Here is a 20,093-nt window from a genome sequence, read left to right on the forward strand (position 1 = left end):
CGGTTTGCCAGTCCATACCGCATTTCTACCACACACCCCGCTCAGGCGGGGTTTTCGCTTTCTAGGAGCCATGATGGCCTTCGAAATCTACCGCCGCTCGCAGGTGTTCTTCGACAGCCTCGGGCAGCCCCTGTCCTTCGGTGTCGTCAACTTCACCGAGGCCGGGACCACCACGCCGCTCGACGTGTACTCCGACGCCGCCGCTGCGGTGAATCTTGGCAGCACCGAGACGTTGGACGCCGCTGGTCGATTCGCCACGGCGATCTACGCCAACGACGACTGCCGCGCGCGGTTCTATTCCGCCGACAACCTCGTCACTCCGGTGGCCGATGACGACAACATCACCGACCCGGCGGGCGCCGCGACATCGATCCCGGCGCTGACGGGCAACAGCGGCAAGCTGCTGACGAACAACGGCGCGGTCCTTCAGTGGATCGAATACCTGTCGAAGCTGCTCCCGGACATGACGGGGCAGGCGTCGAAGCTGCTGACGACCGATGGCTCGCAGCCCTTGTGGAAGTCCCCGGCGGACGCAGGCGTCCCCGACTACGACGCCACGAACGAAGACACGTACATCAACTTCACGCTGGGCAACTGGCGTATCCAAGGCAGCCGCGCCACGTTCCCGGTTCCGTCTGGTTCGCCTCCGCACGGCGCGTCCGTCGCGGTGACGTATGACACGCCCTTCGCCGACGACCCGATTCTCGTTGTGGCGACTGCGAACAAGATCGACATTGCATCCAGCGGCTACCGCGCCATTGTGGTGACCGAATCAACCGAAGCGATCCTGACGCTCGTCTACAACACCAACGAGAACTCCACCGATCCTGGCGGCGACGTTGCCACGACCATCCCCGTTAGCTGGCTCGCTATCGGTCCGAAATGAGCCAGATTCCGAAGGAATCAGAAGCGCTCATTGATCCGCGCACGGGGTGCATGTCGCGTGCGTGGCGTCAGTTCTTCAACGGCCTCAGCACGTCCTCGCAAGTCGTCGAACGCATCACGCAGATTGTCGAAGGCCAGCAGCCCGGTTCCGGCGCGCTGTCCGACATTGCGAAGCTCACCACCGCTGGCTACCTCGTCAACGCAGGCGGGACCATCGTTGCGCGGTCGATGCAGGAAGGCACCGGCATCACGATCACCAATCCGGCGGCCACGGCCAATGCGACGGTGTTTGCGCTGGCGCTGTTCGACGACACCGGGGCGGGCGATGGCCTGTGGAAGTTCACGCGCGACGAGTTCGGGCGCGTGGAAGGGACGCAGGAAGCCACGGCCGAAGATCTCGCGTTCAACGATGCGTTGATGGCGCTAGGCGTCAGTGACGTACAGGGCGCGCTCGACCTTGCGCTCAGTGCGCTGCCAGTGTTCTCGGCAACCGCGCCGGACATCGACGTTTATCGCCACTGGATCAACACCGACGACCTGACCGAGTTCTGGCGCTACGACGACGGGACGAGCGTGCAGTGGGTGAACGTCGGCGGCGGCAATGGCGCGGATGCGTTCGTGCCGACCTACATCGCGGCCGGTGCGTCTTGGATGGTCCCCGAACACAAGCAAGCCCTATTTCACCGAACCATCGACGTGGACGGATCGCTCGTCGTCGATGGCGCGCTCATCGAGGTCTGAATGGCTGACATTACTCTCCTGCTGACCGATGCGGCCGATGTGCCGACCCCGGCAACGGGACGTGTCGCAATCTTCGTCGATGACGCCACCGGGGAACCGTCCTACAAGGACGACACGGGCGCGACGACTTCGCTGCAAGGCGCGACGGGTGCAACTGGCCCGACGGGCGCCACAGGCGCTACGGGCGCCACGGGTGCCGCTGGTGCGGCGGGCGCAACAGGTGCCACTGGCCCCGGCGTTCCCACGGGCGGCTCGGCGGGCCAAGTGCTGTCGAAGATCGACGGCACGAACTACAACACGCAATGGGTCACGCCTTCGTCGGGTACGACTGTCGGCACGCAGACCTCCAGCTATACGGCCGTTCTCGCAGACCAAGTTGTCATCATGGACAACGCGAGCGCGAACAACTTCACCGTGCCGCTCAATTCGTCCGTCGCCTTCCCCATCGGATACTTCCTTGAGGTGTGGCAGAAGGGTGCAGGGCAGACCACGATTGTCGCCACGGGTGGCGTGACGATCCTCTATAACGCCGACATTACGCTCAAGCTCAAAGGGCAGGACAGCGGCTGCTCGCTGCGCAAAGTCGGCACGGACACCTGGCGCCTGATTGGCGACATGGAGCCGGTCTAATGTTGCTCGGCATGTTTGCGCCGCGCGACCTCGGCCCTGATCCGCCGATCCCGTTCTACAGCAGCGACCTGATGCTCACTCCCGGCTGGGAGCCTGTGAGCGGTCCGGGCGGCTTCTACGAGTCCGGTGCGAACAAGACCTACGTTGCGTGGCAGTTCGTCGGCACCAACGGCTTCAAGGGCGTCCATGCGGCTGCCTACGATCACGCCTCGGAAACGTGGGGCGAGCGCTACAAGGTCGGCACCTTCAGCCTTGCCAGCGATGACCACGGCCACCCTGCGCTGGTGCGCGATGCCAGCGGCTACATCCACTGCTTCTTCGGCTCGCACAGCACGTCGCAGAAGTGGTCCGTGACCAACGCGGCCGACAATATTTCGGCATGGACGCAGCAGGCCGACATTGGCTCTGCGTACACCTACCCGAAGGCGGTGCTGGTCGGCTCCAAAATCTATCTGTTCGTCCGCGACAGCGCGTCCGGTACGAACCAATTCCTCGCTTACTCGTCCGTCACGCCCAGCTCTGGCGTAGGCAGCTTCGCGGCGTTCACCTCGCTCGTGAACTACGGCGCCAACAGCCGCGTGTATTCGGCCAACTGCAACGCCGTTGGCACAGACATCCACTTCGTTTGCACGTACACCACGGCAGCTGATACCGCCCGCCAGAACGTGTACTACTACGTGCTGGACACCACCACCGGGAACGTCAGGAACTACGACAGCAGCACCACCGTCACCGCAGGCAGCTTGCCGGTCACGAAGGCGCAGTCGGACTCCAGCTTCCGCATCTACAACCACGGCACCAATGACGGCGACGCGCCGAGTATGCAATTCGATACATCGGGCAATCCGCACGTCCTGTTCGCAGACGGTGTTACCCCGAACTACGACCTGAAGCACATCATGCTCTCGGGCGGCTCGTGGACTTCGCCCGTGACGGTTGCGAGCGTCGTGGACATTAGCCCCACTTCGGGCTATGTCGGCTCGCATTGCCTCGTGCCTGGCCCGAGCGGGACGATGGAGGTTTGGTACAACGTCAGTGGCGACAAGATGCGCCGCGTGCGCAACGCTGGCGGCGTGTGGTCTACGGCGGTCATGGTCGAGGCTGCGACAGCGCAGGGCGACTTTGTGGGAGGCGGTGCCATCTTCGGCGCGCATTCCAACTTCCGCACCCTGTTCTCCCGCACGGCCAACTGGACGACCGACGCCGACGCGGCACTGATCGACCTGTACGGCTACGGTGATTCGGGAACGATGACCGACGCCATCCCCATGACGGCGGTTGATCCGGCGGGCTGGGGCAACGTTGTCCTGATGCTCGGGTGCAATCACCGCAACAACGCCGTCACCACGATCAACGATTCCAACTCGTGCTTCCGTAGCACGTTCGTTGGCAATGCGAAGATCGACACGTCGCAAGCGCTCGTGGGCAGCGCGTCCCTGCGGCTTGATGGCACGGGCGACTACATCACCTTTGCCGATCACGCGGATCTTCGGACCTCCGGGACGGGCGATGTCTCGATTGATATGTATGTCCGGCTCAACGAGCTGGGGCGTATCCAGGCGTTCGCAGGCAAGCGCACCGCAGCGGGCAACGGTGGCTTCACGTTCTACATGAACGCCTCCAACCAGCTTGGCTTTTTGTTGTTCAACGCGTCCACCGCCGTGGTGAACATCGTTGGTTCTACGGCCATGACGACTGGCACGTGGTATCACATCGAATGGAGCCGCATCTCCAACGTGTCCTACCTGTTTCTCAACGGTGCGTTGCAGGGAAGTGCCACACAGGCGTCAACGCCTACCGATTCTGGTCAGGCTTTCACCATCGGCCGCGATCCGTTCAACACCGCCCGCGACTTCAACGGGTGGATGCAGGAAATTCGGTTCACCCGCGCAGGGCGTCACTCGTCCGCGTTCACCGCGCCAACGACAGCTTTCCCGCGTCGCTAATCGCAGCCATCACGCGCCGCGCCTGCGTCCTGCTCGGGTGCATCGCGTCGAAGTACAGGGCCACGCCATCCCGCACGCCGGGGCAACTCTCGCGCGTGCAGAATTGGTCGGACAGGTCCAGCACTTGCACGTTCGGGAACGGCTTGGCCTGTTGTCGCAAGTTTGCAAGGATCGGCACGGCTTGCGCGTCAAATTTCGCGCGCGGCACGGCGCAACTCTGGCCGTATCGGATGCAGGCGGGAACGCCACCGGGGATACGTGGCGTCGGCCCCATCACTAGGACGCGCTTGCCGCGCAGCGCTTTGAACGTCTCGGTGAGGTCTCCGTCGGGGTACTGCACCCATCTGGCGGCCAGGATCACGGTACCGGCCTTGATGCGAGCGGGTACAGCGTCATTGAAGGCGCGACAGGCGGCCGAAATGCCAGCCTGCCCAACGGCTGGCGCGCAGGCGGGGAACGTGTAGGTGTCCGCGCTAATCCCGGTAGCCCATGCGCCTGCCATTGAGTCGCCCCATATGGCAATCGGCGCGTCTGGATTGCGGCACGGACCACCAATCTTGTAGTCGCAATCGTGCGGCGCGTGATCGGCGGCGGCCTGCTTCGCGCGCAGTTCCAGAGGCGTCGGCTCACGAAGGCTGGGCGGCGTGATCCCGTGGGCGTACTCCATGAAGGCATTGGGCGCCCAATAAATATAGGCCGACGCCACGACCAAGACTGCGATGGCGCGCAGGCGGTCGGTCACGACAACACCCGTCTCCACGCACTGAAGTTGCCGTCTTCGATTTCCACGTCCGCCCACCCATCGGCTTCGGACACGACCAAGACGCGCAAGCCCAATCGCTCGGCAAGCGGGCGCGATTCCTCCAAGTCGGCCGACGTGACGCGGCACGCGAAGTCGCGCTCTCCGGTTTGGAGGCGATCCCAAAGAGTTTCCATGCAGCAACGCTAACGCAATCAGGGGTGAGGCGGAAGCCAACAACGCGCCACGGACGGCGCTTGGAGTGTCAAGGATGGCGGTGAATTTCCCGGACAGCCCGACCAACGGGCAGTTGCATACGGAAGCAGGGAAGACGTGGCAATGGCACGCGACAGTCCCCGGTTGGATCATCATTGGTGGCGGGTCAGGGACACCGGGCGCTGACGGCTCGGACGGCGCTAGCGCCTACGAGATCGCGGTCGCCCACGGCTACGTAGGCTCTGAGGCGTCGTGGCTGGCATCGCTCGTCGGTGCGCCTGGTGCCACGGGTGCCACCGGTGCCACGGGTGCGGCTGGTGCTACGGGTCCTGCGGGGCCTGCGGGCGCTACAGGCGCGACGGGCCCCCAAGGCCCTGCGGGCGCCGATGGCTCGGGCGTCACCATCCTTGGCTCTGTCGCGACGGTTGGCGCGCTCCCGGGTGGCGCCTCTGTGGGCGATGCCTACATCGTCACCGCCTCAGGCCACCTGCACGTCTGGAACGGGAGTTCGTGGGATGACGTAGGCCCCATCGTCGGCCCTACGGGCCCGACTGGCCCAGCGGGTCCTGCGGGCGCTGCTGGCCCCACGGGTGCGACCGGCGCCGCTGGTGCAACGGGTCCGACTGGCCCGGCTGGTGCAACTGGCCCCGCCGGATCGACGGGCGCCACGGGTGCGGCTGGCGCGGCAGGTTCGGTGTGGCGCTACAACTCCGGCGTCCCGTCCAACGCGCTGGGCGTCAACGGCGATTGGGTCATCACCAGCACTGGCGATGCCTACCAAAAGGCGGCGGGCGCATACGGCTTCCAAGTCGCGCTGAAGGGGCCGGCGGGCCCTCCGGGGTCTCCTGGCGGCGGCGGCTCCGGCTCGCTGCCGGGCGGCATGGTGGATCTGGTGGCCGACTTTGGCGCCGACCCCACGGGCGTTGCCAATTGCGTGACCGCGTTGAACAACGCGAAGAACTCGGGCGCCGCGATCATTTGGGTGCCGCCGGGGACCTACCGCCTCAACTCGCAGATTGATTGGGACCAAGAGGTCGATATTTGGGGCGCGGGCGTGAACCGCGTCACCTTCGATTGCCGCACCTCAACGCATGGCTTCCGCATTCGTCCGTCCGCCTTCGGCGCGCGGGTCGTGTGGAAGGACTTCACGATTGACGGCAGCAACAACACGCAAGGCACGACGCAAACCTACGCGGGCGTCTTGCAGCAGCGGAAGATTTTCGCTGAGCGCGTGTGCGTTACCGGGTTCCGCTGGGCCAACGTCCGCACGGCCCCCTACGATGCTGACGCTGCGGGCGCTGGCGGCACGAAAGAGCAGGCGGCGTTCTTCTCCGAATGGCGCCACTGCCGATTCTCAGAGTCCACGCAGGGTCCGGGCTTTGACCTCCGATTCGGGTTCAACTGCACGACGTTCTACATGTGCCAGTTCGACCGGAACGGCAACGGCCCGTCTGTCTCTCCTGGCCTCCTGCATCGCACGGACGGGGCGGCCACCTACGGCACGATCATCTTCGGCGGGCAGGCGTCCTACAACTCCGGCCTTGGCTTCGACCTTGCGGCGGGTACGGACGTTCGTACCTATGCCCTGTACACCGAGTACAACCACAGCCCGACCAACACCACCGCAGACGGCTACACCAACACCGCAGTCTCTTCGACGCAGCGCGTGCTGGACATTGACGCGGGCAGCTCACGGTCCCTAATCGACGGCGGCGTGATGCTCAATGCCAGCCCAACCCGTATGCGCGCTCCGAACAAGGGCGTCAACGACGCCACCGAAGTCTTTGCAGGCGGGCAGCGCTTCCACGGCTCCGCGCGCTACATGAAGCCCGTGCGGGGTACGGCTCCGGCCAACGCCGCCGAGGTCAACATCGCGGGCGTGAACACGAAGATCAACGAGCTGATTACCGCGCTGCGGAATGCGGGGGTGTTCTCCTAACGGTGCAGCGAAGTCGGGCAGAGGTTCGTGTATCGCTTCAGGGATTTCCAATCACGGTGGCCGGTAACCAAGGCCACCTCCTGAATCTGGTAGCCCTGTTCGAATAGGCGGGACGTGCCTTCGTGGCGCAGATCGTGAAAGTGCAAGTCTTCGATCTGTAGCCGCTCGCATGCCCGCCGGAAGGACGACCCCACGCTGTCCACCTTGTACGGGAAGATCAGCGGCCCCGTGCGTGGCTGGCGCTCGATGATGGCGCCACACTCGCCAAGCAACGGGACGAGCTGATCGTTGCCCGCCTTCTTCTTCGGGTCCTTGCGATCACGGATCAGCACCATTGGCTTGTTGCCGGGGCGATAGTCGTCCCACCGGATACGCACCACCTCTCCCAAGCGCATTGCGGATTCGATAGCGAAGGGGACCAGATCCTGCATCGGGAGCTTCGCCAGGTTAAAGCGGTAGAAGTCCAGCAACAGTTTCAGTTCTTCGGCTGTCGGCCTGCGGTCGCGCTCCTGCGGCTTGCCGATAGCCCCCGTCCGGCGCAACGTCGGATTCGCTGCCGCAATCACGTCCGGGATTGTCATTCCCCACAGTGACCTACCTGCGGCCAGCACTTCTGCAAGAAACCCCACCTCCATCCCCATCGTCGCGGGGCCAGCTTCGCGCTTGGCTACGTGGTCGAGAATGTCTGTCGCAGTCAGCGTGGACACATCGCGCTCGCCCAGCGATTCGGTCCAGCGTTTCAGGTTGCCGCGCTTGGTCGCGGACACGGGCTTGAAGCGCCCGACTTCCTTTAGGTACTTGTCGATCAGGTCATCCAGTGATGCCCCTCGCCCCGGCAACGCCCTGCCAGCCCGTAGCGCGTCCTCTGTGGCCTTTGCCCAGTCCTCGGCCGCCTTGCGCCCGTTGAATGTCTCCGACGCGGTAGGATGGCCCTTGAGCCGCACCAGCGCCCGCCACTTCTTGCCCCGCCGCTCAATCACCGCCATTTGGTACAGCGCTCCGGCCTTGGTGCAGTGTCGGTACATTACACCGGGAACGGACGGGCGAAACAGGGACTTAGCGGGACTCTCTGGCATCACGAGTCTGTGGATATGTCGCCTAAGTCTTTGAACGCGCAAGCCATCAGGCTTTCGGTAGCGCCCATGATGGATTGGACGGACACGCATTGCCGCGTGTTCCATCGCGTGCTTGCGCCGCACGCGCGCCTGTACACCGAGATGGTGCATGCCAACGCAGTGGTCCTCGGCGATCGCACGCGCCTGCTCGCGATGGATGCGATCGAACATCCCGTCGCGCTGCAATTGGGCGGCAGCGAACCCGAACTGCTCGCGCAGGCCGCGCGCATCGGCGCCGAACATGGCTTCGACGAGATCAACCTCAATTGCGGTTGTCCGTCCGATCGCGTGCAGGCCGGTCGTTTCGGTGCATGCCTGATGCGCGAACCGGCGCTCGTCGCCGACAGCGTCGCCGCGATGGTCGCTGCGTGCGCCATCCCGGTGACGGTGAAGTGCCGCCTGGGCGTCGACGACGACCACGATTACGATCACTTCGTCGCCTTCATCGACACCGTGGCCGCCGCCGGCTGCCGCATGTTCGTCGTGCATGCGCGCAATGCGTGGCTCAAGGGGCTTTCGCCGAAGGAAAACCGCGAAGTCCCGCCGCTGCGCTACGACTGGGCGTATGCGCTCAAGCGCGATCGGCCCGGGTTGCAGGTCATCGTCAACGGTGGGATCGCGACAGAAGCCGAGGCGACGGCGCATCTGGATCACGTCGACGGCGCGATGCTCGGCCGCGCGGCGTACCACGATCCGTATCTGCTGCATCGTCTCGACGTCGCGTGGTTCGGCGGCACGTTGCGCACGCGCGGTGAACTGCTGCGCGCGATGCGTCCGTACATCGAAGACCAACTCGCGCGCGGCGTGTATCTCAAGCACATCACGCGCCACCTGCTCGGCCTGTTCGCGGGCGAGCGTGGTGGTCGCGCATTCCGACAGGTGTTGAGCGAAGGCGCGCACAAGCCCGGCGCCGATTGGTCGCTCATCGAACAGGCGCTCGCGCTCACGCAAGCGCCGGCGCTCGTCGCATGATCACGCGCGACATCGGTGCATTCGTCTCACGTGCGCGCACGCTCGCGCACGACTTCGGCCCGCCCACCGCGCGCGGTGCGTTCCTCGTTGCGCCCGACGGGTTTCGCCTCGCGGCCGAATCTGCGCGGGACAATCGCTACATGGCTGAGCACGACGGCTTCGACGCCGCGCGCGCATCGGACGAACATCGCGCATTGCATCGCGCACTCGCGCAGGTCGTTCCGACGATCTGCTTCCCCGGTGATCCCGATGCGCCCGATGGCCTGTTCCCCAACAACGTCTTCGCGACGGGGCAGGGCCGTTACATCGTCGGCCGCATGCGCCATGCGGTGCGCCAGCGCGAAGCCGCGCGCGCGGACATCCGCGCGTTCTTCGGCGGCGTGCTCGATTACGCCGAGATCGATCTCTCCGACCAGGTCCATCCCTGCGAACTCACGGGCGCGCTGGTGATCGACCGCGCGCGCGGCATCGGCTGGTGCGGACTATCGGAGCGCTGCGACGACATCGGCGCGCAATTGATGCACGAAGCCTTCGGCCTGCGCGCGACCTTGTTGTTCGACCTGGCGCCGGGCGAGTACCACACCAACGTCGTGCTGGCGGTCCTGGCCGGGCGCGCGGCGCTGGTGTGTCCGCGCGGGTTCGCCGATCCGGCGGTGGTCGATGCGCTGGTTTCGCTCTACGCGCCGCACGCCATCCTCCTGTCGGAAGCCGAGCACGCGGCCTTCGCCGGCAACGCAATCGCGCTGTCGCACCAGGTCGCATGGATGAGCGAAGGCGCCGGCGCGGCCCTCTCGCCCGCCACGCGACAGGCCTTGGCGGATGCGGATTTCGAGGTCCGCACGGTGCCGCTCACGGCCATCGAGGCCGCCGGCGGCTCGCTCCGCTGCTGTGTCGGCGAGCTGTTCTGAGCGGTCGGGAACGTCATCCGTGGCGCGACCGGCCATGAACGGCGTGCATGTGTGAAGAAAAAGTTCAGACGTGATTCACCGCCACGTTCGAAAAATGACCGCATCCCCGCTGGACCACGAGCCGAGCGCCCATGCCGTTGCTGTCGCTGTCCCTGTCCCGAATGTCGCTGGCACTCGCCCTCGCGGGTGCGAGCGTCGTCGCGTGGGCCCAGCCGCAGCCGCAGAAGCCGCAACCGCAGCCGCAGCAGGAACCGCAACAGCCGCGCTCGCCGCATCGCAATCAGCAGCAGGGCCTGTCCGAATCGGTGCGACGCGCCGAACGCAACGGCCAGGTGCTCAGTGCCGAGCAGGTGCAGTCCGACGGGCGCGACGTGAATCGTGTCAAGATCATCGACAGCAAGGGTCGCGTCCGCGTGTTCTGGGACGATCCGGCGGCCAAGCCGCGGGATGCCAAGAACGGCGGTAAAGGGCGGCAGGACAAGCCCCGTACACGCTCCGACGACGACGGCGACCCCACCCTCTGAGCCAACGGCCGCTCAGGCCTTCGCAGACACGGAGTCACCATGCGCATCCTGCTCGTCGAAGACGAAGCCCCGCTTCGCGAAACCCTCTCGGCCCGCCTCAAGCGCGAAGGATTCGCCGTGGACTCCGCCCAGGACGGCGAAGAAGGCCTGTACATGGGCCGCGAAGTGCCCTTCGACCTCGGCATCATCGACCTCGGCCTGCCCAAGATGTCGGGCATGGAGCTGATCAAGGCGCTGCGCGACGAGGGCAAGAAATTCCCGGTGCTCATCCTCACCGCGCGTTCGTCGTGGCAGGACAAGGTCGAAGGCCTGAAGCAGGGCGCCGACGATTACCTGGTCAAGCCCTTCCACGTCGAAGAGTTGCTCGCGCGCATCAATGCGCTCGTGCGCCGCGCCGCGGGCTGGAGCAAGCCGACGCTCGAATGCGGCCCGGTCGTGCTCGACCTCGCCGCGCAGACGGTGACCGTCAACGGCGGCAACGTCGACCTGACTTCGTACGAGTACAAGGTGCTCGAGTACCTGATGATGCATGCGGGCGAGCTGGTCTCGAAGGCCGACCTCACCGAGCACATCTACCAGCAGGATTTCGACCGCGATTCCAACGTGCTCGAAGTCTTCATCGGCCGCCTGCGCAAGAAGCTCGATCCCGAAGGCGAACTCAAGCCGATCGAGACCGTGCGCGGACGCGGCTACCGCTTCGCGATCCCGCGTAGCGGGGATTGACCTCATCGTCTGTGGGCGACGCGTTCTTCGACAAGTCTCGGTGGCGCGCGCGCTCATTGCAGTCGCGGCAGCTGCTTGCGGCGAGCCTTGGGCTCGTCGCTTTCCTTGCACTTGCCGGATACGCGCTCGATCGCGCGTTCCTGGAAACCGCGCAAAGCAACCTGCGCACGCGGCTTGAGAGTTACGCGCTGGAATACGCCAGCGGCATCGAGTTCCTGCGCGACGGCACCCTCTACGTTCCCGACACACCGCCCGAGCCGCGCTTCGAACGCCCGGGCAGCGGGCTGTATGCCGAAGTCGTGTTGCCGAACGGCCATTGGGATTCGCCCTCGGCGCAGGGCCCGGAGCTTCCGCTCGGCGGCATGCTCGCGCCCGCGGTCGACAAGTTCGAAGGCCCGCTGCCGATCACGCGCAGCGATGGTTCGTCCGCCGAGATCTATCGCCTCGGCAAGGGCCTGGTGTGGGCCGAAGGCGGGCCGCAGGGCGAGTTCCCATACACCGTCTACATCTCCGAAGACACCAGCGCGCTGGCCTCGCAGATCCGCGTGTTCCGCCGCGCGCTGTGGGGGTACCTGGGCGGCGCGGGCCTCGTGCTGTTGTTGCTGCAGATGCTCGTGTTGCGCTGGAGCCTGCGTCCGATGCGACAGGTCGTCGGCGAACTCAAGCGCGTGCACCGCGGCCAGCTCGCGCGGATGAGCCAACAACATCCGCGCGAACTCGAACCGCTCACCGAAAGCATCAACGCCTTCATCGAGAGCGAGCGCGAAAACCTGGACCGCCAGCGCAACACGCTGGCCGACCTCGCGCACAGCCTCAAGACGCCGCTCGCCGTGCTGCGCGCGCGCCTGGACAACCCGACGCCCGAAGCCGAGCTGCGCGAAGAAGTCGCGACGCAATTGCGGCGCATGAACGAAATGGTGTCCTACCAACTCGCGCGCGCTGCATCGAGCGGTCACGCGTTGTTCGCCGCGCCGATCGACATCGAGCCGCACGCCGAGCAGATCGTGCGCGGCCTGGAGAAGGTGTATTCCTCGCGCAAGGTGCTGTGCGAATTCGAGTTCGATCCGAACGCGCGCTTCCACGGCGAACCGGGCGACCTGCAGGAATTGCTCGGCAACCTGCTAGAGAACGCCTTCAAGTGGGCGAAGTCGCGCGTGCTGCTGACGGTGCGCGTGGGCGATACCTCGCCGGGTCGTCGCGATGGCTTGTTGCTCGCGGTCGACGATGACGGTCCCGGCATCGCGGTCGAACGCGTCGCGCAGTTGCTGCAACGTGGCGTGCGCGGCGACGAGCGCGTGCAGGGCCACGGCATCGGCCTTGCGATCGTGCAGGACATCGTGCGCGGCTATCGCGGCGAGCTGGAAGTGCGGCGTTCGGAAGAGCTCGGCGGTGCGCGCTTCGAAGTGAAGTTGCCGCCGGGCCTTTGAATCAAGCGAACGGCGAAGGACCGTACAGGCGTTCGAGATGCGCGGCGATCGTCGGCATCTCCGCGCGCAGCAGTTCCGGCGCGCTGAAGTGGTACTCGGTGCAGACCGCGAAGAACTCCTCGGGCGCCTCGGCCGCGTAAGGATCGATCTGCGTCTTGCGATTGCGGTCGACGCGATCGGCGAACACGTCGTACGCCTTCTGGAAATCGCGCGCCCAATCGCGTTGCCACGCGCGCGGCAGCGGTGGCGTACCGTCGAGGACGCCGTCGAGCGCATCGAGCTTGTGCGCGATTTCATGCACGGCGACGCAGAAGCCATCGCGCGGCGATTCGAAGTCTGCCTGCACGTCGGCCCACGACAGGATCACCGGGCCGGTTTCCCAGGCTTCGCCGATCAGTTCGTCGTCCCATTCGTGCAGCACGCCCGCCGCGTCGACATGCGTGCGATTGACGCGGAACGCATCGGGATAGACGAGCAGTTGCGACCAGCCGTGCAGGCCTTCGGCGCCGAATTCGATCAGCGGCAGGCAGCACAGCGCGGCGAGTTGGATGCGTTGCGTGGCGTCGAGCGCCAGGTCGCCGATCGGCGTGATGGCTTTCTCGTGCACGAAGCGAGAGGTCAGCGCGTGCAGCTTCGCCTGGCGTTGTGCGTCGAGCGTCGCGAGGAACGGAACGCGCGCGATCGCGTCGCGCCAATGCGCGTCATCGATGGGGTCGGGGCGCAGGAGGCGCCGGAAAAGCGAACGCAAGCGGCGTGCTTTGCGGCAGGCTTAGCGGAACATGCCCGGCAGGAAGCTGTGCCAGCGCGGCGTCGGCATGCGCGGCGCGTCCTCGTCGGTATCGCCGCGCGCGGCGGGCAATGCCTTGACGGATTTGACGCTGCGCACCGGTTGCGAGATCGAGGCGGTGACGCGCGGCTTGGCCGGCGCCTTGGCAGTGGCCGCGGCGACCGCGTTGTCCACTTCATCGCACTGCTGAATGTTGCCGCCCTTGCCGCCGCCACCACCGCCGGGGCCAGCCAGGTGCACATCGCGCGCAGCAACGCTCGTGCTGCCGAGCAGCATCAATACGCAAAACAGGGCACGGGAAGTCATGGCTGGATCCTGGTGCGGTGGGGTGCACGGCCAGGGGAATAGGCCCCGGACTATAGCGTGGATGCGGGGTCGACGCAGAAAGTTGCAACGCAGGCGACCGCCCGTCGGGCGGGGGGACCGTAGAATCGCCGCTTCGCCCGCACACCCCGGCGCCGACGCAAACGCAATGGACGACCGCGACCTCCTCGCACGGCTGGCGCAAGGCCCCATCAGCGGCGACCACCTCGCCCGCGAAGCCGGCACCACGCGGGCCGCGATCTGGAAGCGAATCGAGGCGTTGCGCGCGGCTGGCGTGGAGATCGCGGCGCGCGCCGGCAGCGGCTATGCGCTCGTCGATCCGTTGGACCTGCTGGACGCGACCGCCATTCAGGATGGCCTCTCACCCGAGGCGCGCGGGTCGCTCGCCGACCTCGAGATCGCCTGGTCCATCGACTCGACCAACTCCGAACTGCTGCGTCGCAACATGAATGTGCGCAAAGCGGCAGATTCGAAAACGGAGGTCCTGCTCGCCGAGCGCCAGACCGGTGGTCGTGGCCGACGCGGACGCACCTGGGCCTCGCCGTTGGCGGCGCACCTGTATCTCTCGGTGGCCCGGCACTTCGGGGGTGGCCTGGCGCGACTGGGCGGCCTCTCGCTGGTCGCCGGCGTGGCCGCGGCCGAAGCGCTGCATGCGCTCGGCCACGCCAACGTCCAGCTCAAGTGGCCCAACGACCTGGTCGTCGACGACGGCGCGACCCTGCGCAAGCTCGGCGGCCTGCTCGTCGAAGGCGGCGGCGAACACGGCGGTCCGGTGCGCGCGGTGATCGGCCTGGGCCTCAACGTGCGCATGCCGGCCGCGTTCGCCCGCGACATCGATCAACCCTGGTGCGACCTGTCCACGCTCGGCGAAACGCACACGCGCAACACCATCGCCGCGACCGTGCTTTCGCATTTGCTGCCGGCGTTGAACACCTTCGACCGCGACGGCCTCGATCCCTTCCTCGCGCGCCACGCGGCGATCGACGCACTGGCCGGCCGCCCGATCGTCCTGCACCAGCACGATGGAAAGCGGAACGCCGTCGCGGAAGGGCTCGCGCCCGACGGCGCACTGCGCGTGCGCCTCGACGACGGTCAGCTGCGTGTGGTCCACTCCGGCGAAGTCAGCGTTCGGACACGCGAGGCATGACACAGGACTGGTTGTTCGATTTCGGCAACACGCGACTGAAGTGCGCGCCGCTCGGCGCGGACGGCGGCGTCGGGCCCGTGCGCGCGTTCGCGCTGTCGGAACTCGATGCGCTGCCGTCGGGCGAAGTCGCGTACGTGGCGAGCGTCGCGAGCGAAGATGCGCGCGTGCAATTGCTCGATGCCTTGTCGCGTCGCTTCCGTCGCATCGCGATCGCGCGCACGGCCGCGCAGTTCTCCGGTCTGCGCATCGCGTACGCGAATCCGCAGAAGCTCGGCGTCGATCGTTTCCTCGCGATGGCCGGCGCGCACGACGCGTGGCCTGCGTTGATCGTGGGCGTCGGCACCGGCTTGACGATCGATCTCGTCGACCGCGACGGCCGCCACCACGGGGGCCGGATCGCGCCATCGCCGACGCTCATGCGCGAAATGCTCCACGCCCGCGCCACGCAACTCGCGCCGATGGGCGGCACGTACGCCGAATTCGCGAACGACACCGAGGACGCGCTCGTCTCCGGTTGCGAAGGCGCGGCGCTCGCGCTGGTCGAACGCAGCCTCGCGGAAGCCAAGCGCCTTCTCGGCACGCCACCACGCGTGCTGCTGCACGGTGGCGGCGCCGATCCGCTGCATGCGCATTTGAAGGACGCACACCTGCGGCCTGCGCTCGTGCTGGAAGGCCTCGCGCGCTGGGCGCGCATGGACGTGGTCGCATGAAGCAACGCGCCCTCATCGTGTTGCTGGTCGTGATGAATGTCGGTGTCGCCGCGTGGTGGGCCTCGCGTCCGCCGCCGAAGCAGGAAGTCCCCGTCGCCTTGCCCGAAGGCGTTCCGAAACTGCAGCTGCTGCAGGAAGCACCGCAACGCCCGCGCACCGCGACACCTGCGCCGACGGCGTCCATCGCGGTCGCCGCGATTCCCGCCGACGCGCGCTGCGTGGCCTTCGGTCCCTTCGACAATCCGGCGCTGCTGCGTCGCGCGAACGAGCGCCTGCAACCGCAGGTGCTGCGCGCGAAGGTGCGCAACGTCGTGGTCGGTGCGCCGCGCGGTTGGCGCGTGTTCGCACCGGCGCAGGCCAGTCGCGAAGCCGCGCAGGCCCTCGCCGATCGCATGACCGCCGCGGGCCTGGACGATCTGCTCGTCATGCCGACCGGCGTGGACCAGAACAGCGTCGCGCTCGGGCGTTTCGGCAGCGAAGACTCCGCGCGCCGCCGCCTGGCGCAGGTGCAGGCCGCGGGCTTCAACGACGTGCGGGTCGAACCGCTCGGCGACGTGCGCACGCAAGGGTGGATCGATGTCGCCGCGCCGACCACGTTCGATGCCGCCGTCGCCGCGCGAGACATCGCCGCGCCGCGCACCGAACCGGTGGACTGCGCCACGCTCCGCTGATGCGCGATCGCGCGTGCGAATGGGTTAGGATGCCCGCGCTTTCGCCGGCATAGCTCAGTTGGTAGAGCAACCGCCTTGTAAGCGGTAGGTCGTCAGTTCGATTCTGACTGCCGGCACCACGTCCCGCGGCGCCACGCGCCGCATGCGATACCATCCCGGCATGGCTCGCACCTATCCCCCCGTCAGTCTCCTGGGCGCGCCGACCGATATCGGCGCCGGTCATCGCGGTGCGGGCCTCGGTCCGGAAGCGTTGCGCATCGCAGGTTTGCCAGAGGCGCTGCTCGCGCGCGGCATCGACCTGGTCGACCGCGGCAACCTCGACGGCCCGCGCAATCCCTGGCAACCGCCGAACGACGGCTACCGGCACCTGAAGGAAGTCGTCGACTGGAACCGCGTCGTCATGGAAGCGGTGGCCTCCGAACTCGCGGCCGGCCGCATGCCGATCCTGCTTGGCGGCGACCACTGCCTCGGCATCGGCTCGATCACCGCGGTGGCCAACCACTGCCGGCGCACGGGCAAGAAGCTGCGCGTGATCTGGCTCGACGCGCACGCGGACTTCAACACGCACAACGTCACGCCGTCGGGGAACATCCACGGCATGCCGGTCGCGTGCCTGTGCGGGCTCGGCCCGAAGGAACTGACGAACATCGGCGGCAGCGCGCCCGCGTTGCAGGCGGGCGAGATCCGCCAGATCGGCATTCGTTCGGTCGATGAAGGCGAGAAGCGCCTGGTCAAGGAACACGGCCTCGACGTGTACGACATGCGCTACATCGACGAAGTCGGCATGAAGCGCGCGATGGAAGCCGCGCTGGACGGCGTCGACGCCGACACGCACGTGCACGTGAGCTTCGACGTGGATTTCCTCGACCCGAGCATCGCGCCCGGCGTCGGCACCACGGTGCCCGGCGGCCCGAACTATCGCGAAGCGCAGTTGGTGATGGAGATGATCGCCGACACCGGACGCATGGGGTCGCTCGACATCGTCGAGCTCAATCCGTTGCTCGATGCGCGCAATGCAACCGCGCAACTCGCGGTGGATCTGGTCGAGAGCCTCTTCGGCAAATCGACGCTGATGCGCGACTGAAGGATCCGTTGACGCGGCGTGCACGCGCCGCACGCGGTCCTGAACGAACGACTTCCACCCGCGGCGTATTCGACGCGGGCTTCACGGCCGCTTGCGTGGAATGCGCTCCGAGGACGGCGGGAGTGCCGTCCCTTCATTCCCCAGGAGAATCGTTCCATGAAGCGTACGGCACTCAAGCGCACCGTTTACCTGATGGTCCTCGCCCTGTTCTCGATGAACATGCTCGCCGCGTGCAACACGATGGCCGGCGCAGGCAAGGACGTGCAGAAGGCGGGCGAGAAGGTCGAGGAAAAGGCCGAAGACTGCAAGGACAGCAACTGCTGAGGCCCGACGAGGGAGGAGTCAGCGGCGCACCAGGAGTGGCGCCGCGGCAAGGACGCAAATAAAAGGGACGGCCCGGAGGACCCCGGGCCGTCCCTTTTCAATTTTGCGCATCAACCACTGGTCGCGACTCAACCGCCAGGGGGATCGGCGACGAAACCGCTCGGGAACGCGCGCGGCGTGTCGTGCCAATACGGCGGGCGCGGGCGCGGATAGACGCCGATCGACACCAGCGCGTTGTAGTCGTCGTAGCGCAACTGCGTGACTTGCGTGGGCGAACGCGTCGCGCGCACGAAGTCGGTGCGCTCCACGCGCGACCATTCGCGCGCACCATGCCCGGTGCCCAGGCGCTGCGGTTGCTGGCGTTGCACGCTAGATTCGGCGGCCGACTTCGCGCGCGATTGCGCAGGCGCTGCCGCTGCGGGTGCTGCTTCATCGCGCGCCATGCCGTTGGCGATGGGCGGCGGTGCGTCGTACTCGTAGTACGTCACCGGCCGCGCTTCCTGGAACACCGCGATGCCGACCACGCCGACGTTGCGCGGTCGCCCCGTGCGCGCCGCATACGAATCGGGCAAATCGGTGAAGACGAATTGCGCGACGTCGTCCATCGACTTGCGCCATCCGGCGATCTCCGTGCTCTGCCAGGGTTCGAGCACGTAGCCGGCCTGCGAAGGACGCGCGGTCTGCCCGGTGACGGCGTTGACGCCATCGACCGACAGCACGACCAGCACGCGCTCGCCGCTGGTGTTGGTCAGGCGCACGGCGTAGCGATGGCCGGGCGCACCGGCGACCCAGATGTCGCCGCGGAAGGGGGTTTCGGGCAGCCATTGCCCGGTGTCGCGGTCGACCAGGTCGACGTCGACCAGCGCGGCTTGGGCCTGCGTGGCGGCGAGCAGGGTGGCGGCGAACAGCAGGGTGCGCAACATGGGAGGCCTCGCAAAGGGACGGTGCGTTTCCTCCAACGCACCATCGCGCCGGCCGGGGTTGAGGCGCCCGGCGGTTACACTGGCGGCCTGTTCAAGCAGCGTTGGTTTTCATGGCCTCCCAGGCTTCCCGCACCCGCGTCCTCACCGGCATCACCACCTCGGGGACGCCGCATCTCGGCAACTACGTGGGCGCGATCCGCCCGGCCGTCACCGCCAGCCTCGATGCGAACACCGAGAGCTTCTACTTCCTCGCCGACTACCACGCGCTGATCAAGGTGCAGGAACCGGCGCGCGTGCAGCGCTCGACGCTGGAAATCGCCGCGGCGTGGCTTGCGTGCGGCCTGGATCCGGCGAAGGTGTGGTTCTACCGCCAGAGCGACATCCCCGAGATCCCGGAACTCACCTGGTTGCTGACCTGCGTCGCGGGCAAGGGCTTGCTCAATCGCGCGCATGCCTACAAGGCCGCGGTCGACAAGAACCGCGCCGAACAAGTGGACGACGATGCAGGCATCACTGCCGGCCTCTTCATGTATCCGGTGCTGATGGCCGCCGACATCCTGCTGTTCAACGCGAACAAGGTGCCGGTGGGCCGCGACCAGGTGCAGCACATCGAGATGGCGCGCGACTTCGGCCAGCGCTTCAATCACCTGTATGGCGAGCACTTCACCTTGCCCGAAGCGGCGATCGAAGAGCACGTCGCCACCTTGCCGGGCCTGGACGGCCGCAAGATGAGCAAGAGCTACGACAACACCATCCCGTTGTTCGCGCCGCGCGAGCAGTTGAAGAAGTTGATCTTCGCGATCAAGACCGACTCGCGCGCACCGGGCGAACCGAAGGACACGCAGGATTCTGCGCTGTTCCAGCTCTACCAGGCGTTCGCGTCCGCCGAAGAAGTCGTCGCGATGCGCAAGGCCTTCGCCGATGGCATCGGCTGGGGCGATGCGAAGCAGCAGTTGTTCGAACGCATCGATCGCGATGTCGCGCCGCTGCGCGAGAAATACGAAACGCTGATGGCCGAGCCGGCGAAGATCGAAGCGCTGTTGCGCGATGGTGCAAAGCGCCTGCGCGCGCAATACGCGACGCCGTTGATGCAGGCGTTGCGCGAATCGGTCGGCCTGCGTGATCTGTCGATGCAAGCGGGTGCCGCACAAGCGCGCGAAACCAAGCGCGCCGTCGCCACGTTCAAGCAGTACCGCGAAGCCGACGGCAAGTTCTACTTCAAGCTCGTCGATGGCGACCGCGTGTTGCTGCAGAGCGAAGGCTTCGATTCGGCACGCGATGCCGGCCAACTCGTCGCGCGTGCGAAGCAGGATGCGGGGCGCAGCTTCACGGTCGATACGGAGGCGGGCGTCATCCGC

At 66.5% G+C, this 20,093-nt stretch carries 21 protein-coding genes, 1 tRNA gene and 1 pseudogene; 17 read left to right on the plus strand and 6 right to left on the minus strand.

Features of this window, described 5'->3' with window-relative positions:
* Positions 1 to 73 precede the first annotated feature (73 nt).
* From GN331_RS05175 to GN331_RS05190, 4 genes are read left to right on the plus strand one after another with little or no spacing between them, the layout of a single operon-like run.
* Complete coding sequence (locus tag GN331_RS05175; RefSeq protein WP_156640781.1) at positions 74 to 886, plus strand: hypothetical protein; 813 nt, start codon at positions 74 to 76, stop codon at positions 884 to 886.
* Positions 883 to 1,626 (plus strand): hypothetical protein, encoded by a 744-nt coding sequence (locus GN331_RS05180; protein WP_156640782.1) that lies wholly within the window; start codon positions 883 to 885, stop codon positions 1,624 to 1,626. The genes GN331_RS05175 and GN331_RS05180 overlap by 4 nt, the downstream gene beginning before the upstream one ends.
* Positions 1,627 to 2,256 carry a hypothetical protein gene (locus GN331_RS05185; RefSeq protein WP_156640783.1) on the plus strand — a complete coding sequence of 210 codons (630 nt, stop codon included), beginning with the start codon at positions 1,627 to 1,629 and terminating at the stop codon, positions 2,254 to 2,256.
* Positions 2,256 to 4,202 carry a LamG-like jellyroll fold domain-containing protein gene (locus tag GN331_RS05190; RefSeq protein WP_156640784.1) on the plus strand — a complete coding sequence of 649 codons (1,947 nt, stop codon included), beginning with the start codon at positions 2,256 to 2,258 and terminating at the stop codon, positions 4,200 to 4,202. Before GN331_RS05185 ends, GN331_RS05190 begins: the two co-directional genes overlap by 1 nt.
* Here the strand turns inward: GN331_RS05190 and GN331_RS05195 are convergent.
* Entirely contained in the window at positions 4,168 to 4,944 is a 777-nt protein-coding gene (locus tag GN331_RS05195) for an SGNH hydrolase domain-containing protein (RefSeq protein WP_156640785.1), read from the minus strand. The genes GN331_RS05190 and GN331_RS05195 overlap by 35 nt on opposite strands.
* Positions 4,941 to 5,138 (minus strand): hypothetical protein, encoded by a 198-nt coding sequence (locus GN331_RS05200; RefSeq protein ID WP_156640786.1) that lies wholly within the window; start codon positions 5,136 to 5,138, stop codon positions 4,941 to 4,943. The genes GN331_RS05195 and GN331_RS05200 overlap by 4 nt, the downstream gene beginning before the upstream one ends.
* 713 nt (positions 5,139 to 5,851) lie before the next feature.
* On the opposite strand from GN331_RS05200, the gene GN331_RS05205 reads away from it, so the two are divergent.
* Positions 5,852 to 7,096 carry a glycosyl hydrolase family 28-related protein gene (locus GN331_RS05205; protein ID WP_331713369.1) on the plus strand — a complete coding sequence of 415 codons (1,245 nt, stop codon included), beginning with the start codon at positions 5,852 to 5,854 and terminating at the stop codon, positions 7,094 to 7,096.
* Here GN331_RS05205 and GN331_RS05210 read toward each other — a convergent pair.
* Positions 7,093 to 8,082 (minus strand): site-specific integrase, encoded by a 990-nt coding sequence (locus GN331_RS05210; RefSeq protein ID WP_197427005.1) that lies wholly within the window; start codon positions 8,080 to 8,082, stop codon positions 7,093 to 7,095. The genes GN331_RS05205 and GN331_RS05210 overlap by 4 nt on opposite strands.
* A gap of 105 nt (positions 8,083 to 8,187) precedes the next feature.
* On the opposite strand from GN331_RS05210, the gene dusA reads away from it, so the two are divergent.
* From dusA to GN331_RS05235, 5 genes are all read left to right on the plus strand, one after another.
* Positions 8,188 to 9,183 carry a tRNA dihydrouridine(20/20a) synthase DusA gene (gene dusA, locus GN331_RS05215; protein WP_156640789.1) on the plus strand — a complete coding sequence of 332 codons (996 nt, stop codon included), beginning with the start codon at positions 8,188 to 8,190 and terminating at the stop codon, positions 9,181 to 9,183.
* Complete coding sequence (locus tag GN331_RS05220) at positions 9,180 to 10,091, plus strand: arginine deiminase-related protein (protein ID WP_156640790.1); 912 nt, start codon at positions 9,180 to 9,182, stop codon at positions 10,089 to 10,091. Before dusA ends, GN331_RS05220 begins: the two co-directional genes overlap by 4 nt.
* Positions 10,092 to 10,222: 131 nt before the next feature.
* Positions 10,223 to 10,615, plus strand: coding sequence for a hypothetical protein (locus GN331_RS05225; RefSeq protein ID WP_156640791.1), 393 nt, complete (start codon positions 10,223 to 10,225; stop codon positions 10,613 to 10,615).
* 39 nt (positions 10,616 to 10,654) lie between these two features.
* A complete protein-coding gene (locus GN331_RS05230; RefSeq protein WP_156640792.1) occupies positions 10,655 to 11,338 on the plus strand; it encodes a response regulator transcription factor in 684 nt (227 codons plus the stop codon).
* Positions 11,335 to 12,765, plus strand: coding sequence for an ATP-binding protein (locus GN331_RS05235; protein WP_156640793.1), 1,431 nt, complete (start codon positions 11,335 to 11,337; stop codon positions 12,763 to 12,765). The genes GN331_RS05230 and GN331_RS05235 overlap by 4 nt, the downstream gene beginning before the upstream one ends.
* Before the next feature lies 1 nt (position 12,766).
* Here GN331_RS05235 and GN331_RS05240 read toward each other — a convergent pair whose 3' ends face one another.
* Together GN331_RS05240 and GN331_RS05245 are read right to left on the minus strand one after the other, a co-directional pair.
* A complete protein-coding gene (locus GN331_RS05240; RefSeq protein ID WP_156640794.1) occupies positions 12,767 to 13,513 on the minus strand; it encodes a zinc-dependent peptidase in 747 nt (248 codons plus the stop codon).
* Positions 13,514 to 13,534: 21 nt separating this feature from the next.
* Positions 13,535 to 13,858, minus strand: coding sequence for a hypothetical protein (locus tag GN331_RS05245; RefSeq protein ID WP_156640795.1), 324 nt, complete (start codon positions 13,856 to 13,858; stop codon positions 13,535 to 13,537).
* 166 nt (positions 13,859 to 14,024) lie between these two features.
* Here GN331_RS05245 and GN331_RS05250 point away from each other — a divergent pair, with 166 nt between their 5' ends.
* From GN331_RS05250 to GN331_RS05275, 6 genes are all read left to right on the plus strand, one after another.
* A complete protein-coding gene (locus tag GN331_RS05250) occupies positions 14,025 to 15,023 on the plus strand; it encodes a biotin--[acetyl-CoA-carboxylase] ligase (protein ID WP_156640796.1) in 999 nt (332 codons plus the stop codon).
* Positions 15,020 to 15,733, plus strand: a complete 714-nt coding sequence (locus GN331_RS05255) for a type III pantothenate kinase (protein WP_156640797.1) — start codon at positions 15,020 to 15,022, stop codon at positions 15,731 to 15,733. Before GN331_RS05250 ends, GN331_RS05255 begins: the two co-directional genes overlap by 4 nt.
* Positions 15,730 to 16,404 (plus strand): SPOR domain-containing protein, encoded by a 675-nt coding sequence (locus GN331_RS05260; protein WP_156640798.1) that lies wholly within the window; start codon positions 15,730 to 15,732, stop codon positions 16,402 to 16,404. The genes GN331_RS05255 and GN331_RS05260 overlap by 4 nt, the downstream gene beginning before the upstream one ends.
* A gap of 43 nt (positions 16,405 to 16,447) precedes the next feature.
* Positions 16,448 to 16,523: transfer RNA gene (locus GN331_RS05265), tRNA-Thr, on the plus strand.
* Between the two features lie 41 nt (positions 16,524 to 16,564).
* Positions 16,565 to 17,488 (plus strand): arginase, encoded by a 924-nt coding sequence (rocF, locus tag GN331_RS05270; protein ID WP_156640799.1) that lies wholly within the window; start codon positions 16,565 to 16,567, stop codon positions 17,486 to 17,488.
* 156 nt (positions 17,489 to 17,644) lie between these two features.
* On the plus strand, positions 17,645 to 17,812 hold the full coding sequence (locus GN331_RS05275) for an entericidin A/B family lipoprotein (protein ID WP_156640800.1): 168 nt from the start codon (positions 17,645 to 17,647) through the stop codon (positions 17,810 to 17,812).
* Between the two features lie 128 nt (positions 17,813 to 17,940).
* Here GN331_RS05275 and GN331_RS05280 read toward each other — a convergent pair whose 3' ends face one another.
* Complete coding sequence (locus GN331_RS05280) at positions 17,941 to 18,735, minus strand: hypothetical protein (RefSeq protein WP_156640801.1); 795 nt, start codon at positions 18,733 to 18,735, stop codon at positions 17,941 to 17,943.
* Between the two features lie 110 nt (positions 18,736 to 18,845).
* Here GN331_RS05280 and GN331_RS05285 point away from each other — a divergent pair.
* Positions 18,846 to 20,060: pseudogene (locus tag GN331_RS05285) on the plus strand (tryptophan--tRNA ligase); the annotation flags it as partial.
* Between the last annotated feature and the right edge of the window lie 33 nt (positions 20,061 to 20,093).

Origin of the sequence: Noviluteimonas gilva, from assembly GCF_009740395.1 — a bacterium.
In the GTDB taxonomy this organism is placed as follows: domain Bacteria; phylum Pseudomonadota; class Gammaproteobacteria; order Xanthomonadales; family Xanthomonadaceae; genus Noviluteimonas; species Noviluteimonas gilva.